Source organism: Allobosea psychrotolerans, assembly GCF_002917105.1.
GTDB classification, from domain to species: domain Bacteria; phylum Pseudomonadota; class Alphaproteobacteria; order Rhizobiales; family Beijerinckiaceae; genus Allobosea; species Allobosea psychrotolerans.
Window position 1 is genome coordinate 287,952 of the sequence record NZ_PQFZ01000004.1, and the last position, 20,487, is coordinate 308,438.

A 20,487-nucleotide genomic window follows, 5' to 3' on the forward strand; every position below is an offset into this window, starting at 1 on the left:
CGGTTCTGGCAGCATGGCGATTGTAGCGCTGGGCATGCCGGGCCAGTTTACGGCCTGGGGTTTCGAGGCCCTTGGCCTGCTTCTGCAAACGGTGAATCCGGGTTTTGAGCATCGTTGGATCGACCGGTTCGACTCCTGCGAGCAGGGCTTGAGCGCGACCGCGCTCGTCTGCTCGCAGTTCCCGTCTCGCTCGCTGCGAGACGCGGTGCTGGCACAGCAGATGCCGATCGTCGCCTTCACGACGTCGGGCGCCGCTGCTGTCTGTCATCAATTGGAACATCATCAGGGTTCGGTGCTTGAAGCCGTCAGAACGGTTGGCGCGAGCGTCGCGCTGCTCACCGATTGCCTGCAGCGGCGCAGGGCCTTGATTCTCGATACGTCCGATCGGCTGGAGCCGAGGCAACTGCTCGGCGCCATGGCACGTCATCTTGGCGTCGTGCTTCCAGGCGACGTCCTGGAGCCGCTGCTCGCATCCATTGGGCCGTTGCCGCCTCATTCTTCAGGCGCGCGTCCCCTGTCCGAAAGCGAGGAGGCCATCGTCACGCTCGTGCTGGAGAACGCAGTCGCGCATCTTCACGATCCCGGCGTGCCGTTGAAGTCGATCTGGCCTCACCGCGTCTTCTTTGCCGGCGACAGGCCAGACGAGGAGGCGCCGCTGGTCGCGGATGCGACGGGCGGTTCACGTGTTCTCTATTACGGCCCCTATCTACATCTCTCCGCCGGGCGCTGGAGCGCCAAGCTGACGCTGGGCTTCACCAAGGAAGCGATCGGGTTGCCGCTCAAGGTCTCGGCTTTCGGCCCGAATTTGCTTGGCGAGGCCCGCATGCGGCCGCGTCGGGAAGGCATCTTCGCAGCCCAGTTCAGCTTTTCGGTCGCTGAGCCGGAGCATCCCGTCGAGTTCCACATTCGCACCGAAGAGGGGGCGATCGAGGGGCGTGTCGCGCTCGGGCAGGTCGAACTCACGCACTCCGCCGCGGCACAGGGCGTTATGTGACCCATGGCGGTTCGATGGTGATCGCGCGGCCTGCTAAAGTGACGTTGTGGGCTCGAGATAAAGCAGGCGGTCTTCGCCGTTGGTCGGATCGAGCAACTCGGCATCTCCGGCCGGAGCGACTTCCGCATCATAGCCGAGCTGCTGCAGGACAGGATAGGCGTTGCGAAGCCGCGTGAGCAATCCTTGCGGGTCGCGGCAGCGTCCGGGATTGAACTCGAGAATCATGCGCGGGCGCCAGCGCGCGATCGTCTGGCTGAGACCGAGAGTGACGTCCTCTTCGGCACCCTCCGTATCGATCTTGAGGAAATCCACGCGCGGAGCCTCCGCCAGGATCGCGTCGAGGCTGCGCACGGCTACGAGCTCGCCATCCGTCACGGCACTGTCGACGATGACGGTTGCATTCTTCGGCTCGCCGTCCGGCACCCGCAACCGGCCCACGCCTTCGCCGGCGCCGGCAGCGGCCGTGACGACGGTGCTGCGGCCTGCAAATCCATTCAGCTCGAGCGACCGCGTCAGCATCTGCGCCGCCGCCGGGTTGGGCTCCACCGAGACCACGCTGCCCGATGGGCCGACGAGATCGGCCATCAGCAGGGAGTAATAGCCGAAATTTGCTCCGACATCGACGACATGCATGCCGGTTTTGAGCGACCGGGCGAAGAACTGAGTGAGCCACATCTCCCAGTAGCCGTCGAGCATCAGATGGGCGGCAAAGCCGCGGTCGCGCGGGTCGAGAAAGGCCTTGTATCGCCCCAGGACGCGCGCCAGCACGATGTGGTCGCCGAGATAGGCTGTCTGGGTCGCCGCTCGGCAGGCGCGCTCGACATGATAGCGGTCGCTATCGCAGAGATCGGCAAGCGAGAGGATCGCCCCGGGCAGAATAGGCGCCGAGGCCGAATGCGGGGGCAACGCCATGTTCGTCAGCTTTTCCATAGCTCGAACGCAAATCTCATCGCGCGGCCACTCGGCCTGCAGCTGTTGTTACGGAGATAACCGACACTGTGGCGATGTCGCGGGCACTCAGCGCTCCAGCAGGTGATCGGCGCGTTGCATCGGCTTCGGAGATGTCGTTGTCAAGGACATGGTCGGGCCTGCCCGCGTCAGGACCCTTGAGGTCATTTATGGTTTTTCGGACAGTGAGCGGTGGTCGTGTCGATCAGGCGAGTTCGTCTCCAGAACGGAGCAATCCCGCGTTTTTTGCTTACGCGTTCAGCACATTCCCTGGTTCGAGGGGTGGCGACCGCTCCTGCGGATGGCTAGTCTTGATTGCAGAAGAGCAGATTGCCAGAGGCACATTCAAACCGTGACGCTTCTCATCGAGTTTCTCTCGCTCTTTGCCATCGTCGTCGGCGCCATCGTGCTGGTGATGCTGCTGACCGGCCTGTTTTTCGAGATCATGAACGCGCGCCATCCCGAGCGGCGCATTCAGAAGGATCGCGTGAACACGCGCAAATGGCAGGAACTCAGGCAGGCGCCGGTGTCGATATTGACGCTGACGACCTGTTTCGTGTCCGGCCTCTTCGCCCAGCAGCAAGGCTGGACGATCGCCCCGCTCGAGCTCTCCTGGTGGTCGGGTCCGCTGATGCTGCTCGCTTCGGTCGTGCTGTACGATGCCTGGTTCTACTGGGTTCATCGTCTCCTGCACCGCAAGCCGTTCTATCGCTTCCACGCCCTGCACCATAAGAGCGTGGCGCCGACCGTCTGGAGCAATCATCACGAAAGCTTCGTCGAAGCTCTGCTGAACCAGGCCTATTACGCACTCGTCGTCTTCGTCCTGCCGATCCCCTGGCAGATGCTGGTCCTGCAAAAGCTCTATGATCAAGTCAGCGGCATGCTGGGCCATGCGGGCTACGAGCACTTTGCTTCGCCTGCCGGACGCGCGCCCTGGCCGCTCGCAAGCACCGTGTTCCACGACCAGCATCATGGAACGTTCCGGTTCAATTTCGGGCATACGTTTTCGTTTTGGGACCGCTGGATGGGCACCCTGCATCCCCGCTACGATGAAACGCTCAAGACCTTCGAGGCGGCGGATGCGGCCGCGCCCTCGCAGCCTCAGATGGGGTCAGAACGACACTGAGTGCGGCAGGCTCGCAATCGTCCAAATGGCGGAATAGCCGAAATGGATCGCCAGCGGCGATGGAACTCCGGTTTGGCCTTGCTGCGGGTTTTTAATGTGCCGGCAAAGACGAAGTGGTCTTCTGATAGCGGCGCGCGACATAGACAACTCCGCCCCCAGTCAGCTCGTTGTAGAGAATCGAGCCCTTCGCTCCGGCGAATTCCGCGATGAAGCCTCGCATCAGGCGCGCTTTCGCAATGCGCTCGCGCTTGCGCAGATCGGCCGCGTCGAGGGCGGCAACGACGCCGGCCGAAAGGTCTCGGTCTTCCCTCAAGGTCAATCCCGATGCCGCGAGCTGGCGGTCGAGCTCCGGAAGCGATGCCTTGCCGCGCATGTCGGCGAAGGTGAACCAGCCGCCCGGGGATAGCACCCTCCCGACCTCCTGCGCGAAGGCGGCGACGTTGCCGTAGCAATGCGAGGATTCGATGTTGACGACGATGTCCATCGAACCGTCGGCGAAGGGCAGCCGCTCGGCATCGCCCGTCTGGAAGGTGAGCGCCGGCGTGTCCCGGTTAAGCCGTTGTGCAAGGCGCACCGTCGCCGGCGAATAGTCGAGGCCGGTCACTGAGGCGGGCGCGTGATAAAGTGCGATATAGCGAGCCCCTCCGCCACGACCGGAGCCGACCTCGAGGACATGCGAGCCAGTGACCGGCAGTCCTGAGACGGCCTGGTGATAAAGTCCGATGAAGGGGCGGTCGGCTTCGTCTCCCGGTTTCAGCGGGAACATCGCCTCAGCGGGCAGGAAGCCGTAATTCATGAAGCGCCAGTCGTGGTCCCGCCATGAGCGGGCGAGCATGTCATACAGGCGCCGCCACAGCCATTTGCGCGCCCTGGGGAAGGCGCCCCTGTCCATTGCCTCCAGCATGCCGGAGAACATGCGGCTCGCCATGACCGGCCTCTCAGACGGCCGGATTTGCAGGCGCAGCCGCGCGCCCCGGCGGCATGTCGTTGGCGAGCCACTCCCGGCCCTTGCGCATGAGTTCGGCATCGTCGCTGTTGCGCGGATCGAAGCCCGGCAGGTAGTAGCGCAGCACATTCGGCATGCAGCGCCGCCAGTAGCCGGGCGCGACCAGCGTCACCCAGATGAAGCGCAGCCAGAAGCGAAGCCCGGTCTTCACGCCATCCGCCTTCGCATAGATCGGGACGTTCCTCAGGAAGAGAACGAGGAAGGGAAACAGAGTGGCGTTCATCCCCAGGACGCGCACCAGATAGCGCTGCCAGCGCGACATGTCGGGCGTGGCGGCTTTGAGCACATCGAGCGCCACCGCCTTGTGTTCCAGCTCCTCCAGCGCATGCCACATCCACAGCCGCCGATAGGCCGGCGCCGCATTGTCCAGCAATTCCGGATGGCGGAGCGTCAGGCTCGACAGCGTGGCCGTCATGTGTTCGATCGCGCAGGTGATCGCCAGCCGATGCAGCGGATTCTTGACCACCTCGAAGCCAAGGCGAATCGGCTTCTCCATTGACTCCACGTCGTAGCCGAGCGCGGTCATGGCCCGGTTGTATTCCTCGTGCTCGCGGGTGTGGAAGGCCTCCTGGATGGCATAGCCGTTGATTTCTGCGGCAAGCTCCCGGTCGGCGATCTTCGGCCCGTAATGCTTCAGCGAGCGGATGAAGAAGCGCTCCCCCTCCGGCAAGAAGATCGACAGGCCGTCGATCAGCACCGTCTTGATGATGTCGCCGTCCAGCCAGTGCCGCTGCGCGTTCTCGAGAATGCCGAAACGGATGTCGCGCGGGATGATGTCATCCGGATTGCCCATATGCGCCGACCCGTGCACGCCCGCCTCCGCCATGACACCTGTCCATCCACTCGAAAAACGCGTCGTCCCTAACAGCCTCTAGCCTCGCGGGCCAGTCGACTGCGGAACTTCAGTCCGTCGCTCGTCGGGAGACCGCGCCAGCATAGCGTCGGCGGAAAGCACGGCAAGCGCAGCATAGATCACGTCGCATTCGGACGGTTTCGTCCGAATGCGACGTGATCGTTTCCAGAAACTTAGAGCATTGCTCTTGCGAAAAACCGGTACCCACTTTTTCGCGCAATGCATCTAGGAACCAACGTTACGAGGGCCCGAGACGCTGGCCGAGATAGGCGGCGAATTCCGCGATGGTCGGGTAGTCATGGGTGACGCCCGGATAGAGTTCGATCCCCATCCTCTGCTCCATTTCCAGGACGAAATGGACAGCCGCAGCTGAATCCAGGCCCAGGCTGGCGAATGTCGTCGAGGGCAGAATCGCGCTCTCGTCGATGTCGAGCATCCCAGCCAGACATGATGTGCAGAGTTGCTCGATTTCGGAATCCGATGGCATGAAGATCCTGTCAGCGAGTGAGGTCGGGTTCGTAACCGCGACTGCGGCGATCGGCGCTCGAGGTCAATGCGAATCCGCTGGCTGATCGGCTAGCTGGTCGGCGCTGCTCCAAGGTTCCAGCTCCCCATCCAGCCAGCGCTGCCTTGTGAGGCTGCGCTGGATCTTGCCGCTGGTCGTCTTTGGCAAGGTTCCCGGCCGGATCAGCATGATCTTGTGCAAGGCGATGTCGTGATTGTTCACCACGGCCGCCTGTACGGCAGACGCCACCTCGGCTTCCGCGAGCGAGTGCCGCTGCGTCCGTTCGACTTCCTGGACGACGATGATCTGCTCGTTGCCGACATCATCGGTTATGGCGAAGGCCGCGGCATGGTCCCGCCGCAGGGCTGGATGGCTTGTAGCGACGGTCGCCTCGATGTCCTGCGGATAGTGATTGACCCCTCTGACGATCATCACATCCTTCAGGCGCCCGGCGACATAGAGTTCGCCATCGGCGTCGAGATGGCCGAGATCCCCGGTGCGTAGCCAGTTGTCTTCCTGCTCGGCCGGAGGCTCCGAATCCGTCTCGATGCGGGCCCGGAAGCTCGCTTCGCTTTCGGCTGGCCGCCCCCAATAGCCGCAGGCGACCGAACCAGCCTGAAGCCAGATCTCGCCGATCTGGCCCGGCGGCAGCCGGCGCCTCGTTTCGGGATCGACGATGGCCAAAGACAAGCCGGCCATGGCGGAACCGCAACTCGCGATCCGGGAGATATCGCCTGGATGTTCGGGCGGGGCGACACGAGCGGCCTTCAAACCGCTGGCGCTGATTTCGCGAATGCGCGCTTCGGCTCCGCGGTCCGCAGCGCTGACCAAGAGGGTGGCTTCGGCGAGGCCATAGGCGGGGCGCATGGCGCGAGCGTCGAAACCATAGGGCTCGAAGGTAGCGGCGAAGCGCGCGAGCGTCGCCGCGCGCACCGGCTCGGCGCCGTTCAAGGCAATCTTCCAGCCGCTGAGATCGACGCCCTCCATCTGCTCCTGGCGGAAGCGATCGACGCACAGATCATAGGCGAAGTTCGGGGCGGCGGCGACTTCGGCACCGTGTTCATGGATGGCCCGCAGCCAGTTCAGCGGCCGATGCATGAAGCCCGAAGGGGTCATCAGGACGCAAGGCGCGCCGAGATAGATCGGCTGCAGCAGGTTCATGATGAGGCCGAGGTCATGATAGAGCGGGATCCAGCTGACATGCGCCGAATCCGTATGATTGCCGAGGCGTTTGCGCATCATCTCGAGATTGTCGAGCAGGTTCCTGTGGCTGACCATGACGCCCTTGGGCGTCGAGGTGGAGCCGGAGGTGTATTGCAGGAAGGCGAGCTCCGTGGTGCCGCGCAGCGGTCCTGGGGCAACGGTCGGTTCCGACGCCAGTGAGACCGGGACGTGGCGTATGCCTCGCTCGGCCAGGCGCTCCCGCAATGTGCCACGCGGGTCGGGGTCCGCAGCCAGGCTGAGCGCCAGGCGCGGCGTGCAATCGGCCATGATGGCCGCACTCGCATCGTGATTTGCATTGCGGCGCGGCGGCATCATCGGCACCGCCACCACCCCGGCCATCAGGCAGGCGAAATAGGCGACGACGAATTCCAGGCAGGACGGAAAGATCAGCAAGGCCCGGTCTCCGGGCGCGGTCTGCGCGGCCAGCTGCTCCGCCAGGCACGCGGCCTGCGCATGGAGCGTGGCAAAGGTCAGCGATGGCCGTTCACCCGGTCGGTCGGAATAGACCGTTACCGCAGCTATATCGGGTCGCTGGACGGCCTGGTGCTGCAGCACCTCCGCAAGGGACGAAAATCCGCGCATCTCACCCTGTCTTGAAAGCAAACATCGCCGGCTGCCGAGGGGGCGGGGTTTGGCGATCGGCCGCCGTGGAGCCGTCCGGTAAGGCCCTCGGCACGCGATTGGCATGTAAACGGTGGCTGGTCGAGTGAAGCGCGTCCGGATCTGTGGTCAACATCGACAAGCTTCTGGTCGCCCGCTGCATACGCTTGCAAGTGATGTTAGACGACATGCGGTTGCAGGATCAAATCTGGCGGAACAGGCGATGGGCGCGACGGCGGCAGCCGGAATGACGCAGGAGTCGGATCAGCACTGTCGGCCTGCCGATGCGCGGCCGCTGCTTGCGTCGATGGAAGTGCGCGAGCCGGCGCGGCGCTGGGCCAATGGCGCCGTTTCGGTCCTCCTGCTGATTCCGGCGCAGGCTTTTCTCTATGGTCCGTTCCTGCGGCTTTCGCAGGGGCGGTATCGTATCTCCTTCCGCTGCGGGGTGCGGATGCCGTTGCAAGGCGATCACCCCGTGCTCGGCCTCGAGGTCGTCGCGCAAAACCGGATCTTGCGTGCGTGGCGCGATTTTACCGCGGCGGATCTGCGCAGTGGCGAGCAGAGCGTGACGTTCGACGTACCGCTGGAGCTGAGCATCGAGGGCGGGGCGGATGCACCCTTCGAGTTCCGCTTCACCCATTTCGGAAACGCCTGGTTGACGATGCTCGACGTCACGCTGCACAGCGAGGCGCCGGGCGATCCCTCAGACACCCTGCCTGCGGCGATCGAGGCCTGGCGGCTGCTGGGGCGGCTGCGCACCTTGCCGCGTCCCGGCGGTGTGAGCCTGTCTCCGCTCTCGATCAGCCGGCTGAAGCTCGGCCGCAGCTCGGGGATATTGCGGCTTCCGGTGGGGACTTATCGCGTCGATCTGACCTGCGACCTCAAGGGGGCCCGGCGCCAGGCGGACCCGGCTCTCGAAATCGCCGTCAGCACCCGCGACGGCATCCCTCTTGGCCTCGGCAGGTTCAACGCGGGCGATCTCGCGAAAGGTCATGTCTCGTTCGCGTTCGGCGTGCCGATGGATCTGAGCATGGATGTCGGGGTCCCGCGCACGATCGATTTCCGGCTACGGCATTTCCGCAATGCCTCGCTCCTGCTGAGATCGATCGACATGCGCAGGCTGTCGCCGCAGGTCACGATGCCCTCCCTGTCGGAGCGAGGTGAGCCGCGGCCCGTGCGTCATCCGACGCGGAAGCGGATCGTCATCTTCGGCAATTGCCAGGGTAACCTGCTGGCGGAGGCGCTGCGCAGCCATTCCGGGTTCTCGCGCCAGTTCTCGGTGAAGCACCACTACATGGAGTTGCCGGCCAATCTGCACGAGCAGGGCAAGCGCGACCTTGAAGAGTGCGACATGCTGCTTGTCCAGGATATCCGGGAATGGGAGCAGTATCCGCTGCGCGACCATGTGCCGGAACAGTTGCCGACCTTGCGTTACCCATGCGTTCGCTTTGCCTCGCTCTGGCCCTTCGACGCCTTCAACGGGCCGGACGACAAGCTGGCGCGCAATCGCGATCTCCCGAATTTCGAGTTCACCTATTTCGACGGGTTGCTGGCGCGCCTGCGAAGGGAAATTCCCGACCATGAACGCCGCTTCAAGGCCTATGAGTCGCTGCAGATCGAACGGGTCATCGATTTCAAGCGCCTGCACATGTTTGAAGAGCGCCGCCTGGAGGAGATGGACCGCAAATTCGCCGCCGGCATCGGGGCCTATATTCTCGAGAATTTCAGGAGCAGGCAGGTGTTCTACACCACGGCCCATCCGAATGGCGCGATCATGAAGATGTTGGCGAAATACGTGACCCGAGAGCTCGGCCTCTCCCTGCATTTCTGGCTGCCGGGCTCGCTCGATTCGCTGCGCCGACTACAGGTTCCTGTCCACCCGAAGGTCGCAGCCGCCCTTGGAGTCAAATGGGCCGATGCCCGGAAGACATACCTTGTCCGCGGCGAGCGGGTCACCTGGGAGGACTATGTCCGGAAGTATATTTCCTATTATGGCTAGCTGGGGCGTTTCCGAGCGAAGCGGATAGAGGTTCGCGTGAAGGCAACGCGCTAAAACAAAGGCTTTCAGCAATTGAACGATCCAGGTGGATCGGACATCGCTCTTAGCTGTGCATGCCTTTCGACGCGGTCTCGGAGTCGACGCCTTCCTCCCGAGCAAGCCTGCGAGCGTAGCTTACCAGGAAATAGACAAATGTGATGAAATAGCCGGCGGTCATCAGGATCACGGTGATGTCGCACCACGTCATCGCAATCCCACCGACCATGAATAGCGGGGCGCCAAAAAAGAAGATCATCGTGTTCATCATGACGATGAGCAGCCGCGTCTCGGTCGGCCCCGTCCCGGCGAGCGAAACGTGGAATTCTCCGGAAACGCAGGCGCGCACGAGCGAGTAGATCGACAAGGCGTGATAGCCCGCCATCGCGAGCAGCGCCGCATCCATGCGAACATAGGCGGTCAGCCCCATCCCCACGCAGATCAGCAGGTTGCCGATCACGTCGATCGTCTGATCGAGAAAATATCCGTATCTCGGCCGCTCGATCTTCCTGAAGCGCGCAAGGCTGCCGTCGAGCGAATCGCCGAACCAGTGAAACAGCAGGCCAAGCGAGGCCAGCCAAAGAAAGGCGGGAGACCAGGCCGTCAGCGCGTAGCCGACGAAGCTCACGAAGGCCCCAAAGACACCAAAGGCGGTCAGGCTGTCGGGCGTGACACGCGCAGGAATGCGCCTGACCAGCCAGGTCAGCGCCTGCCGCTCGACACTGGCTACAAGGCTGTTATGGATCCGAATCAAGGATGGCTGCTGTGCTGGCGGAAATATCGAAGCCACCTATCCCCGAGCATGGCGACCGTTTCAAGGGTGTCGTGGTGCGCACGAACCACGACGAATATGCTGCAGCTCATGCCCGTATTCCTGAGACATGATCCATATCGCCCTCAACCCTGTTCAGCCCACCGTAAACTAGGACCGCACTGTGCCGATCGCATATGATGCGACACGATTGTTCCTCGGACCGTTGTCGCTGACCCCTCGCGGGATCGACCGGGTGGAACTCGCTTATGCCCGCCATTTCTTCCAGGATTCGCGTGAAGAGTGCTGCGCCTTGCTTCCGACGGCCTGGGGTGTCCGGGCGTTTCCACGAGAGCGCGTTCTGCGCGGATTGACTCGGCTGGAGGAGCTTTGGTCCGAAAACAAGCGGCATGACGAGGACGAAGCCTGGAGGCATCTGAAGCTGCGCCTGCAAGGCCAGGCGGTTCCCTTGCGGCGGCCTCCGGGCAGTTCCCTTGCTCTCGCGCAAAGGATGACGTCGTTGCTGCGGGCGACAGGGTTTGAATGGGGCGACAGCGTGGTCGACGCGCTCAAGCCTGGTACGGTTTATGTCAATGTCGGGCAGATAGGGCTCGCGTTTCCGCTCCTGCTGCGCTGGCTGGACCGCCGTCCCGACATTCGGCCGATCTTCATGCTGCATGACGTGATTCCCCTGGAAACGCCGGAATACGTGTCGGCGACCGCAGCGAAGGGGCACTCCGCCATGGTCGACCAAACGGCGCGACGCGCTGCGGGCGTGATCGTCACGACCCGCACCGCGCAGGCCGCCGTCCAGGCGGAACTGGGCCGCCGGGGAGCGCATGCGCTGCCGACGCTGGCGCTGCCATTGCCCGTGCCGACGCTGTTCCGCGAGTCGCCCGACCCGGAGCCCGCGCTTGCCGGTATTGCTTACTTCGTGGTGTGCGGAGCCATCGAGCCGCGCAAGAACCATGCAATGCTGCTCGAGGTCTGGAAGCGTCTCCATCGCAAGCTCGGACCATCGACGCCTCACCTGGTCGTCGCAGGGGCCTCGGGCTGGCAGGGGCAGCAGATTCGCGACGGGATGCAGCGTTCGGGCGCGGTCAGCGCGCATATTCACATCGTCAGCGGCCTCTCGACACCGGCGCTGAAGCGGCTGATCAGCGGTGCCCTCGCCTTGCTCATGCCGTCCTTCATCGAAGGCTTCGGCTTGCCGGTTGTCGAGGCCGCCTCGCTCGGTACGCCCGTGGTGGCGTCCGACATCCCTGCGCATCGCGAAGTCGCCCATCCCGCGACGGTTTTCGTCGATCCGATCGACGGCCCTGGCTGGGAAAAGGCGATTCTGCGCTTCCTGGATGACGATGCGGCGCCGATACGCCTCTCCCGGGAGTTTTCTCCTTACACGTGGGGCGAGTATTTCGCGTCGCTCTCGTCATTCATTCAAACGATTGAGAGGGACGATCGACCCCAGCGGGCATTGCCGTCCGTGAAGAAAACCGTCGGTTGAGAGAAGCCCCTTTTTCGCGGATTGTCATTGGCCGGTGATTTGCTTATCGGTCAGTTTGACGGCTGGTCAATGTCGGGACGGGAGCGACCGATCGGTTGCGGTTGAGAGAGACGTCAGGACAGCTCGGAAACTTCATGCCTCGTTCAATCCAGTCGCCTGCCGAAGAGGTCGCCATTATCGGCGCCTCCTGTATACTTCCGGGCGCGAAATCTCTCGAAGAATTCTGGAAGCTATTACTGGCAGAGCGTAATGTGATTTCACCGCGTCCCCATGGGCGGTGGAACGTCGAGCGCTTCCTGAGACCTGGCAAGCCGACCTCCGGTTTCTCCTATACGTTTGCTGGTGGCTATATCGACGACGCCTTTGCGTTCGACCCCATTCCTTTTGGTATTTCGCCGCGAGAGGCGCAGCAGATGGATCCGCAGCAGCGCCTGCTGCTCTGCGCGACATGGCGGGCGTTTGAGGATGCAGGTTTGCCGCCCTCGTCCCTGGCTGGTCAGAATGTGGGCGTGTTCGTCGGTGCATCGGCCGCCGATTATCAAAGCGTGGGGGCGTTCGATCCGGCGGTGATCGGCAGCCACTTCATGACTGGCAATGCCCTGTCGATCCTCGCAAACAGGGTATCTTATGTCTTCGATCTGAAGGGGCCGAGCTTCACCGTCGACACGGCGTGCTCCTCCTCCTTCGTCGCGCTCGCGCAGGCGATGGCCGCGCTGCGCGCCGGCGATGTCGACATGGCGATCGTCGGCGGCGTGAATATGCTGCTTTCGCCGGTGCCGTTCATCGGCTTTTCGCAGGCGCGCATGCTGTCGCCGACCGGGCTCTGCCGGCCGTTTTCCGACGAGGCTGACGGCTATGTTCGCTCGGAAGGCGCGGTTGTTCTGGTTCTTCAGCGATTGTCCGACGCATCCGTGCCAGGCCGGCGTGTGCGCAGCGTCGTCGTCGCGGCCGCGACGAACTCCGATGGCCGCACGAACGGCATTTCGCTGCCTTCGCAGCAATCGCAGCAGCAGCTCATCGAGGATGTCTATGCGGCCGCACAGGTAGACCCCGAAAACCTCGCTTTCGTCGAGGCGCACGGCACCGGAACGAAGATCGGAGACCCCATCGAAGCTGCCGCGATAGGCCAGGGGCTGGGGAAACGGCGGTCTGCTCCCCTGCCGATCGGCTCGGTCAAGTCCAATATCGGCCACCTGGAAGCGGCCTCGGGGCTGGCGGCGCTTTTGAAGGCCTGCATGGCGCTCGAGCACGGCGTGGTGCCACGGTCCCTGTTTGCCCGCAGCCGGCATGGTGCAATCGATTTCGAGGGGCTGAACCTCACGCCGATCACCGGCGCGCTGCCGGTGTCAGCCCGCGACGGCAGCATCTTCGCAGGCGTCTGCAATTACGGCTTCGGCGGCACCAACGGTCATGCGATCCTTCGTTCGGCCTCTGTCGCGAAGGTCATCGCGGCGCGACCGCTGCCGAAACGCGAGGCTGAAGTGCTGCTCGTCTCGGCAAGCACAGCGGAGGGCTTGCAGCTTCGTGCGCATCAGATTGCGGGGGGGCTTGCTTCGGGGCTCGAGGCGCCGCAGGTCGCGACTGCTCTCGCTTATCAGCACGAACTCATGCCGCACCGGCTGGCAATCCCGCTGTCGCCTTTGGGCGACGCGACGCACGACGCGGCCGACGCCCTACGCGCCTTCGGCGCGGGGACACTGCAGCAAAGTCGAGCCTTGAGCGCGATCGTCCACGGCGCGCCGCGCCGGGCAATCTTCGTCTTCAGCGGCAATGGCGGACAATACCCGCAGATGGGCAGGCTCGCCTATCAGAGCAACGCGGCCTTCCGGCGGGAGATCGACGAGATCGACCGTCTCTACCAGCCCCTTGCGGGCTGGTCGCTCGCGGAGCGTCTCCGCGACGGCGTCTCAGTGGAGCAACTCGAGCAGACCTCTGTCGCTCAGCCATTGATTTTCGCCGTCCAGTCGGCCCTGTCGGCCGTTCTCAAGCAGTATGGCGTCGAGCCTCTGGCCGCGATCGGGCACAGCGTCGGGGAGATCGCCGCTGCCGAGTGCTGCGGCTTCATCTCCAGGGTCGATGCGCTCCGCATCCTGCAGATCAGGAGCGAGCACCAGGAATTCGTGCGCGGCATGGGGCGCATGCTGGTGCTGGCGGCCGATCCGGCGTCGGTTCAGGATCTGATCGACGGGGCAGGGGCATCGGCCGTCGACTTCGCCGCCTATAACAGCGCGGCCTCGGTGACCGTCTCGGGCCCGGCCGACCAGATTGCCGCCATCGCCCAATTGGCGCGGCAGCGCCGGGTGGCGAGCGTGCTGCTGAATGTCGACTACCCCTTCCATTCCAGAGCGCTCGACGGCGTGGAAGCGAAAATCGTCGAGGATCTGTCGGGCTTCGCCGCCTCCGCAGCGAATACGCCGCTCTACTCGACCGTGACCGGTCGGTCCCTGGCTCATGACGAGCTCGATGCGCGCTATTGGTGGGACAATATCCGCCGTCCCGTTCGTTTCGTCGACGCGGTGGAAGCGGCTTTGGCCGCTTACCCCGAGGCTGCGGTCATCGAGCTGGCGCCGCGCGCCATCCTGCTCGGGCCGATCTCGGATATCTTGCGGGCGCGGGACGTGCAGAACCCGCTGCTGCAGACATTGTCGGCGAGCGATCCGGCCGCGCGGGACCCGATCCGGGGCATCGCGGCACGGATCGCGGCCCATGGGCTGAAGCATGACATGGCGGCCGTCTTCGGCGATGCGCCTCGCGGCATCGAACCCTTGCTGCCCTATCCTTTCCAGATGGGGGAATATCGCTTCGAGGCGACTTCGGAGGCCCTGAGCGCCCATGGCCGCCTGATCGCGAGCGAGCCGCTGCATCCGCTCCTCGGCGCTCGCGTGTCGGATGGCTCTCTCGAATGGCGCAACCTGCTCGATCCGGTTCTGCTGCCTTACCTCGACGATCACAGGGTCGATGGCGGGGTCGTCCTGCCTGCCGCCGCGCTGATCGAGATGGCGTTGGCTGCCGGCACCGACATGATGGGATCGGTCCCGCTCGAGCTCGGCGAGTTCGACATCACCAGGGCGATGACCTTTGGCGATGACGAGACCCGCGAGGTTTCGACCCGCTATTTCGAGCATACCGAAACCGTCGAGATCTGGAGCAGGCGGCGCTTCGCAGGCAATGATTGGCTCCTGCACGCCCGCGGAACGCTCCGGCGCGTGCCGGGCCTCGCCGGGACGCTGCAGCCTGAGATTCCGAAAGTCGTGGAACCCATCCATAGCGAAGCGGCGGAAATCTACGCGGCGGCCGAGCGTGCCGGCTTGGGTTACGGACCGCGGTTCCGCATCGTCACCTCCACGCATAGGGATGAGACCGTCGGCGAGAGCCGTATGATCGTTCCAGCGGGCGGTGTCGGCGCCTATGACGACCTGCATGTTCTGCATCCGATTTCGCTGGATGGGAGCTTCCACGGCCTGTTCCTGGCGCGACCTCAGCGGGACGGCGAACGCAAGGCCTATCTGCCGATCCGTTTCCGGCAGATCCGCGTCTGGAAGCCGGGGACGGCCATAACCCATTCGGTGACGAAGCTGCTGAGGGAAACGGAGCGCTTCAAGACTCTCTCGGTAGCTCTGCTCGACACGGAAGGCACCCTCGTCGCCTCCATCGAGGAGGCGGTCTTCCGGTCGGTGCATCTGGTCAAGCCGTTCATGGCGGAACGGACCTTTCGGGACGAAAGCATCGCGCTCGGCGCGCTTTCGCTGCCAGCGACCGGGATCCTTGAGGAAGACGAGGGCACGAGCCGGCCGGAAGACATCCGGCAGATCGGATTGCTGCTCAAGGCCTTCTCCATATCCTTGGCGTGGACGCACTGCCAGGAGTTGCTCCCGGCCGGCGGCGACAACAGCTTTGAGGCTATCGCGGCCGATCGCACCGTGGCGCCAGCGGCTCAGCCTCTCCTTGGAATGGCGCGCGACATTCTGGCGATGGCCGGCGGCCTGGAAAGCACGGTCGACGGAGCCCGCCTGTCGCAGGTCTTCGCCATGCCGTCCCCGGAGGTGATCCTCGGCACGCTGCTGCAGCGCTTCCCCCGTGCGAACCGGGAGATACGGCTTGCGGCGCAGGCGCTGAGCGAAGCCGGGGCGTTTCTGCGGACAGGCAAGCCAGGGCTGCGCTCTTCAAGCTTCGCCTACGATCAGTGGAGCCTGTGCACCATCTCGGTCCCGTTGCGCCGCGCTGTTGCAGGCGCGCTCGCGGCGTGGACGGCGTCGGCTCCGCGAAAGCTGCGGGTTCTCGTGGCCGGTGACTGGAATGGTGGTCTCATCGAAGCCTTGGTCGGGTTGGTGCAGCAGGGCAGGATTTCCGTGACGCTCGCCGTCGCGAACGCGGCAAGGGCCGAAGAGCAACGACACTGGCCCGGAGTTGGCAGTCTCTTCGATATTCTCGTTCTCGACGGTAGCGAGAAGAGAGTCTTCGCGGGGTTCGACGCCCTGATCAGCTTCAGCATGCCGCTCTCGCCGTACCACGCGACGAATGATGCGGCAGTGAGCGGTGCACTCGGCCTTCTGAGCGAAGCTGCGCCGATCCTGCTCGCGGAGCCCAGCGACGATGTGCACCTGGCATTCCTGCTCGGTGCCTCGACCCCTGCCGTCTGGCAGGATCGGGAGGGGTCCAGTCGCGCTGCTCCAGATACGCTCCAGCAGCGTCTCGAGGCGGCCCGCGCCACCGACATCGTCACGCAGCAGGTCGGCGAGGGGAGCCTCAATCTGGCCAGCGCTCGGGCGGGCCGCCGCCAGGCCCCCGAGGCGAAGCCGGACCACGTCGCGATCGTGGCCGAGCCGGCCGGCGGTGACCTGCGTGCTCGATTCGGGCTGGTGACGGCCGAAGTCTTTGACCGGGACCAGCTCGACGCGCTGGGCTCCTGGCTCGCCGCGCTGCCGGCGGGCGAGCCCGCGACGATCGTGGTCGCGCCGGAGGCGCCCGATGCGGCGCCTTGCGGCAGGCTTGCCGCCCGCATCGAGGCCCTGGCCGCGCTGTTGAAGCTTCTGGGCGATGTCGAGCGCCCCTGCCGAATGATCGTCCTGACCGAGGCTGCACGCGTCGGCACCATGGACCATGCCGGCGAGGATGCCGGCGTCTGGGCGTTCATGCGCGTCGCGATCAATGAGTTTCCGGAGATCGATCTGCGGCTGGTCGATGTCGAAAGCGCCTCAGCGGCTGCGCGCGTCAGCGAGATCCTGTCCTTCGATGATACCGAGCGCGAATTGCGGATCACGGCGACCGGTATCGAGGTCAATCGCATCAGGCGCGGCCTGGTCAGCGACACGCCCCTTGGCCAGGACGAGCGCGCGGTGCTGCACTTCGCCGACGGCGTGGGGCTGGACGGCTTCGAGTGGCACAGACAGCCGCGCCGCGCGCCGGCGGATGGCGAGATCGAGGTCGAGGTCGTCGCGGCGGGCCTGAACTATCGCGACGTGATGGTCGGCCTCGGCGTTCTGGACGACGATCTGCTCGGCGCCGGACTGACGCGCGCCGCACTCGGCTTCGAATGCTCTGGGCGGGTCCTGCGGGTTGGGCCTGGGGTGACGCAACACCGCCCGGGCGATGCGGTGATGGGCTTTGCAGCAGGCGCCTTCGCTTCCCACATCGTTTGCCCGGACTGGCATTTCTTCCCGGTTCCCGACACGCTCGATCTGGAGGCGGCGGCGACGATCCCCGTCGTCTTCGCGACCGCCTGGTACGCCCTCGTGGAGCGGGGTCATATCCGTCCGGGAGAGGATGTGCTGGTGCATGGCGCGGCCGGCGGCGTCGGTCTTGCGGCCATCCAGATTGCCAAGCTGCATCAGGCGCGGGTTCTTGGAACGGCGAGCAACGAAGCGCGGCGCGCCATCGCCAAGGCCGCCGGTGCGGATGAGGTTTTCGATTCGCGGCAGGAGCGGTTCGCAGGCGCCATCCGGGAGCATGTCGGGAGCGTCGATGTCGTACTCAATTCCTTGGCCGGCTCCGCCATGCTGGCCAGCTTCAAGCTGCTGAAGCCGTTCGGCCGCTTTCTCGAACTTGGCAAGCGCGACTTCCTGGACAATACGCAGCTCGCGCTGCGGCCCTTCCTGCGCAACATCGCCTATAGCGGCGTTGATCTCGATGAGCTGCTCGCCGCCGATCCAGGCCTTGTTCGCGAGATGATGTCGAAGCTCTCCGAGGCGTTCCGAAGCGGCGCCTTGCGGCCGCTCACCTATCGGAGCTTTGAATCCTACGAGGTCGGCGCGGCGTTCCGGAGCATGCAGGCCTCCGAGCATGTCGGCAAGATCGTCATCAGGCCGCCATCGGCGGCGCGCGTCGATATCGCCTCGTTGTCCTATAAGGTGCGCCCGGGCCTCTATGCCGTTGTCGGCGGGACAGCAGGTCTCGGCTTTGCGACGGCGCAATGGCTGGCACGGAAGGGGGCCTCGCATATCGCATTGCTGTCCCGGCGCGGGGTGGTCGAAGAGGCGCTGGTTCAGCTTCTGGCCGAGATGCGAGCGAGCGGCGTACAGGTCGTCGTCGAAGCGCTGGACGTCGGTGACGCCGCAGCGGTGCGAGAGGCCGTCACCCGGCTGACCGAGGCTCACGGCCCGCTTCGCGGCGTCGTTCACGCCGCCGTGCATCTCGATGACGGGCTGATCGCCAATCTCTCGCCCGAGCGCCTCCAGGCCGTCCTGCGAACGAAGGTGGACGGCATCGTCAATCTCGACGAGGCGACCCGCGATCAGCCGCTCGATGTCTTCGTGGCCTATTCCTCGGCGACGACGCTGGTAGGCAGCCCGGGGCAGGCCGCCTATGTCGCAGCCAACGGTTTCCTCGAAGGCTTCATGCGCCGCCGCCGCGAGCTTGGAAAGCCGGCTTTGGCGATAGGCTGGGGCGCGATTTCGGATGTCGGGATCATCGCGCGCGACAAGCAGCTCGGACAGCGCCTGCGCCGGACGACCGGAGTCGTCCCGATGCGCTCCTTCGAGGCGCTTGCGCATCTGGGGCGGCTGCTGAGCCTCGGCAACAGCATCGAGCCGGTTCAATTCCTGGCCGGCATCGCCCAGGGGGGCGGAGCCGAGAAGCTGGCCTTGTTGAGGAGCGCGGCTTTCATCGATCTGGGTTTTCTCGACAGCGAGGCCAGGCGAGGCCAGACCGAGGAACTGGCTTCCGACCTTCATGGCAAGAGCCGGGAAGAGGCGATCGAGATCGTCACCGGTATCCTGCGGCGCGAGGTGGCGGAGATCCTGCGCATGGCGGAAAGCAAGATCGACCTCGCGCGCCCCCTGGCCGAGCTCGGCCTCGATTCGCTGATGGCGCTGGAACTCCATATGGCGCTCGAGACGGCGATCGGCGTGCAGATTGCGGTGGTCGGGGCCGGCGACCGCAACCTCGGCGACATGGCCGCCGCCATCGTGGGGCAGCTCAATCAGGCCCAGGACGAGGTTGAAGAACCCACGGGCGAGAGCATGCAGTCGACGATCGTCAGACTTGCGAGCGTGCATTCGACGATGGAATTATCTCAAGAGGAGGCGGGCCAGCTCGAGCAGATGGTTCGCAAGTCGAGCCGCGGTGTCGCACGATGATCCCTAGTGACGGCAATCCATTGTCTGATGATGCCCTGGCGGATCTGCTGGCGCGGATGAGCGAGGCCCCGAAGGCTGCCCCAGCGACCCCTGCACGTCCGAGCCGGCCTGCGAGGCAATACAGCGTCGCCTTCGAAGACCACCCGCTCTATCAGCAGATGAAATTCCAACGCGGCTTCGCAGCCTTCGCGGGATTGCAAAGCCCCTATTATCGACAGCACGATGTCAGGGCCGGTGCGGTCTCCGTCATCGAAGGCAAGCCCGTCGTCAACTTCGCCTCCTATGACTATCTGGGCCTCAACGGGCATCCCGAGATCACCCAGGCCATCGCGAAAGCGGCGGGCGAGTTCGGCAGCTCGGTGTCCGCCAGCCGGATCAGCGCGGGCGAGCGCAGCGTCCATCGCGCGTTGGAGCGGGCGATCGCGCGGAACTACGAGGCGCAGGACTGCATCGCTTTCGTGTCCGGCCATGCCGGGGCGGTCTCGACGATTGCGACCCTGCTCGGGCCGAAGGACCTGCTCGTCCATGATGCCCTCATCCACAACTGCGTCGTGGTCGGCGCGCAGCTCGCGGGCTGCACGCGACGGCTTTTCCCCCATAACGATCTCGACGCGCTCGAAGCGATGCTCGCGGCGGACCGCCATCGCTTCGAGCGGGTGCTGATCGTCAGCGAGGGGTTGTTTTCAATGGACGGCGACGGCCCCGATCTCGGCCGCCTGATCGCCATCAAGCAGGACTTCTCCGCCTGGCTGATGATCGACGACGCTCATGGGCTCGGCGTCCTCGGCACGCGTGGACGCGGCGTCTTCGAGCATCAGCAGGTGGCGCCGGACGGGGTCGATCTCTGGCTCGGTACGCTTTCGAAGACGCTGGTCAGTTGCGGCGGCTATGTCGCGGGCTGCGAGGCGGTGGTCGATCTGCTCAAGCATCAGGCGCCCGGCTTCGTCTACAGCGTGGGCATGCCGGCGCCGGCAGCCGTCGCGTCCACCGTGGCGCTTCAACTGATGGAGCGCGAGCCGGAGCGTGTCGAGCGTTTGCAGCGCCAGTCGCAACGCTTCCATGCGCGCGCCGTGGCGGCCGGGCTCGACACCGGCGCGAGCTGGGGCTTTGGCGTCATTCCGATCATCATCGGCGAGACGGTTGCGACCCTGGTCCTTGCCGAGCGGCTGCTTGCCAAGGGCATCAACGCCTTCCCGATCGTGCCGCCCGGAGTTCCGGAGAAGGCCGCGAGGCTGCGCTTCTTCATCAATGCAACGCATAGCGACCAGCAGATCGACGATGCGGTCGATTGCGTGGTGCAGGAAGTCGGCGCTCTCGCTGATGTCTCGCTGAAGGAGATCCTGCGTCGCTGAGAGAGGCTAAGCCAG

At 64.7% G+C, this 20,487-nt stretch carries 13 protein-coding genes; 7 read left to right on the forward strand and 6 right to left on the reverse strand.

What is annotated here, in order from left to right; all coding sequences use genetic code 11:
* Positions 1-13 precede the first annotated feature (13 nt).
* Complete coding sequence (locus CYD53_RS09470) at positions 14-994, forward strand: hypothetical protein (RefSeq protein WP_146055864.1); 981 nt, start codon at positions 14-16, stop codon at positions 992-994.
* A gap of 33 nt (positions 995-1,027) precedes the next feature.
* Here CYD53_RS09470 and CYD53_RS09475 read toward each other — a convergent pair whose 3' ends face one another.
* Positions 1,028-1,906 carry an FkbM family methyltransferase gene (locus tag CYD53_RS09475; RefSeq protein WP_181011772.1) on the reverse strand — a complete coding sequence of 293 codons (879 nt, stop codon included), beginning with the start codon at positions 1,904-1,906 and terminating at the stop codon, positions 1,028-1,030.
* 166 nt (positions 1,907-2,072) lie between these two features.
* On the opposite strand from CYD53_RS09475, the gene CYD53_RS09480 reads away from it, so the two are divergent.
* Complete coding sequence (locus tag CYD53_RS09480) at positions 2,073-3,068, forward strand: sterol desaturase family protein (RefSeq protein ID WP_210202315.1); 996 nt, start codon at positions 2,073-2,075, stop codon at positions 3,066-3,068.
* Between the two features lie 91 nt (positions 3,069-3,159).
* Here the strand turns inward: CYD53_RS09480 and CYD53_RS09485 are convergent, their stop codons facing one another.
* The 4 genes from CYD53_RS09485 to CYD53_RS09500 all read right to left on the reverse strand — a co-directional run bounded on the left by CYD53_RS09485 (position 3,160) and on the right by CYD53_RS09500 (position 7,238).
* Positions 3,160-3,996: a class I SAM-dependent methyltransferase gene (locus CYD53_RS09485; RefSeq protein ID WP_181011773.1), complete on the reverse strand. Its 837-nt coding sequence runs from the start codon at positions 3,994-3,996 to the stop codon at positions 3,160-3,162.
* A 10-nt stretch (positions 3,997-4,006) separates the two neighbouring features.
* Positions 4,007-4,900 (reverse strand): metal-dependent hydrolase, encoded by an 894-nt coding sequence (locus CYD53_RS09490; RefSeq protein ID WP_103717818.1) that lies wholly within the window; start codon positions 4,898-4,900, stop codon positions 4,007-4,009.
* Between the two features lie 265 nt (positions 4,901-5,165).
* Complete coding sequence (locus CYD53_RS09495; RefSeq protein WP_103717819.1) at positions 5,166-5,414, reverse strand: acyl carrier protein; 249 nt, start codon at positions 5,412-5,414, stop codon at positions 5,166-5,168.
* A 63-nt stretch (positions 5,415-5,477) separates the two neighbouring features.
* The gene (locus tag CYD53_RS09500; protein ID WP_103717820.1) at positions 5,478-7,238 is read right to left on the reverse strand and encodes a fatty acyl-AMP ligase; all 1,761 of its coding nucleotides are present in this window, start codon (positions 7,236-7,238) and stop codon (positions 5,478-5,480) included.
* A 265-nt stretch (positions 7,239-7,503) separates the two neighbouring features.
* Between CYD53_RS09500 and CYD53_RS09505 the strand changes: the two genes are divergently transcribed.
* The gene (locus CYD53_RS09505; protein WP_146055865.1) at positions 7,504-9,255 is read left to right on the forward strand and encodes a WcbI family polysaccharide biosynthesis putative acetyltransferase; all 1,752 of its coding nucleotides are present in this window, start codon (positions 7,504-7,506) and stop codon (positions 9,253-9,255) included.
* Between the two features lie 103 nt (positions 9,256-9,358).
* On the opposite strand, the gene CYD53_RS09510 is transcribed toward CYD53_RS09505, so the two are convergent.
* On the reverse strand, positions 9,359-10,081 hold the full coding sequence (locus CYD53_RS09510) for a CDP-alcohol phosphatidyltransferase family protein (protein ID WP_103717822.1): 723 nt from the start codon (positions 10,079-10,081) through the stop codon (positions 9,359-9,361).
* Here CYD53_RS09510 and CYD53_RS30855 point away from each other — a divergent pair.
* The 4 genes from CYD53_RS30855 (at position 10,048) to CYD53_RS09525 (ending at position 20,472) form a co-directional block, all read left to right on the forward strand.
* The gene (locus CYD53_RS30855) at positions 10,048-10,176 is read left to right on the forward strand and encodes a hypothetical protein (RefSeq protein ID WP_281261255.1); all 129 of its coding nucleotides are present in this window, start codon (positions 10,048-10,050) and stop codon (positions 10,174-10,176) included. The genes CYD53_RS09510 and CYD53_RS30855 overlap by 34 nt on opposite strands.
* 122 nt (positions 10,177-10,298) lie before the next feature.
* Entirely contained in the window at positions 10,299-11,546 is a 1,248-nt protein-coding gene (locus CYD53_RS09515) for a glycosyltransferase family 4 protein (RefSeq protein WP_146055866.1), read from the forward strand.
* 134 nt (positions 11,547-11,680) lie between these two features.
* Positions 11,681-19,120 (forward strand): type I polyketide synthase, encoded by a 7,440-nt coding sequence (locus CYD53_RS09520; RefSeq protein WP_103717824.1) that lies wholly within the window; start codon positions 11,681-11,683, stop codon positions 19,118-19,120.
* Positions 19,121-19,140: 20 nt separating this feature from the next.
* A complete protein-coding gene (locus CYD53_RS09525) occupies positions 19,141-20,472 on the forward strand; it encodes an aminotransferase class I/II-fold pyridoxal phosphate-dependent enzyme (protein WP_245928158.1) in 1,332 nt (443 codons plus the stop codon).
* Positions 20,473-20,487: the final 15 nt, after the last annotated feature.

Bases quoted from the DNA above. Each gene is read 5' to 3' on its own strand.
- CYD53_RS09520 (WP_103717824.1), top strand. From the start codon at position 11,681: ATGCCTCGTTCAATCCAGTCGCCTGCCGAAGAGGTCGCCATTATCGGC.
- CYD53_RS09470 (WP_146055864.1), top strand. From the start codon at position 14: ATGGCGATTGTAGCGCTGGGCATGCCGGGCCAGTTTACGGCCTGGGGT.
- CYD53_RS09490 (WP_103717818.1), bottom strand. From the start codon at position 4,900: ATGGCGGAGGCGGGCGTGCACGGGTCGGCGCATATGGGCAATCCGGAT.
- CYD53_RS09480 (WP_210202315.1), top strand. From the start codon at position 2,073: ATGGTCGGGCCTGCCCGCGTCAGGACCCTTGAGGTCATTTATGGTTTT.
- CYD53_RS09485 (WP_181011773.1), bottom strand. From the start codon at position 3,996: ATGGCGAGCCGCATGTTCTCCGGCATGCTGGAGGCAATGGACAGGGGC.
- CYD53_RS09500 (WP_103717820.1), bottom strand. From the start codon at position 7,238: ATGCGCGGATTTTCGTCCCTTGCGGAGGTGCTGCAGCACCAGGCCGTC.
- CYD53_RS30855 (WP_281261255.1), top strand. From the start codon at position 10,048: ATGGCTGCTGTGCTGGCGGAAATATCGAAGCCACCTATCCCCGAGCAT.
- CYD53_RS09495 (WP_103717819.1), bottom strand. From the start codon at position 5,414: ATGCCATCGGATTCCGAAATCGAGCAACTCTGCACATCATGTCTGGCT.
- CYD53_RS09475 (WP_181011772.1), bottom strand. From the start codon at position 1,906: ATGGCGTTGCCCCCGCATTCGGCCTCGGCGCCTATTCTGCCCGGGGCG.
- CYD53_RS09505 (WP_146055865.1), top strand. From the start codon at position 7,504: ATGACGCAGGAGTCGGATCAGCACTGTCGGCCTGCCGATGCGCGGCCG.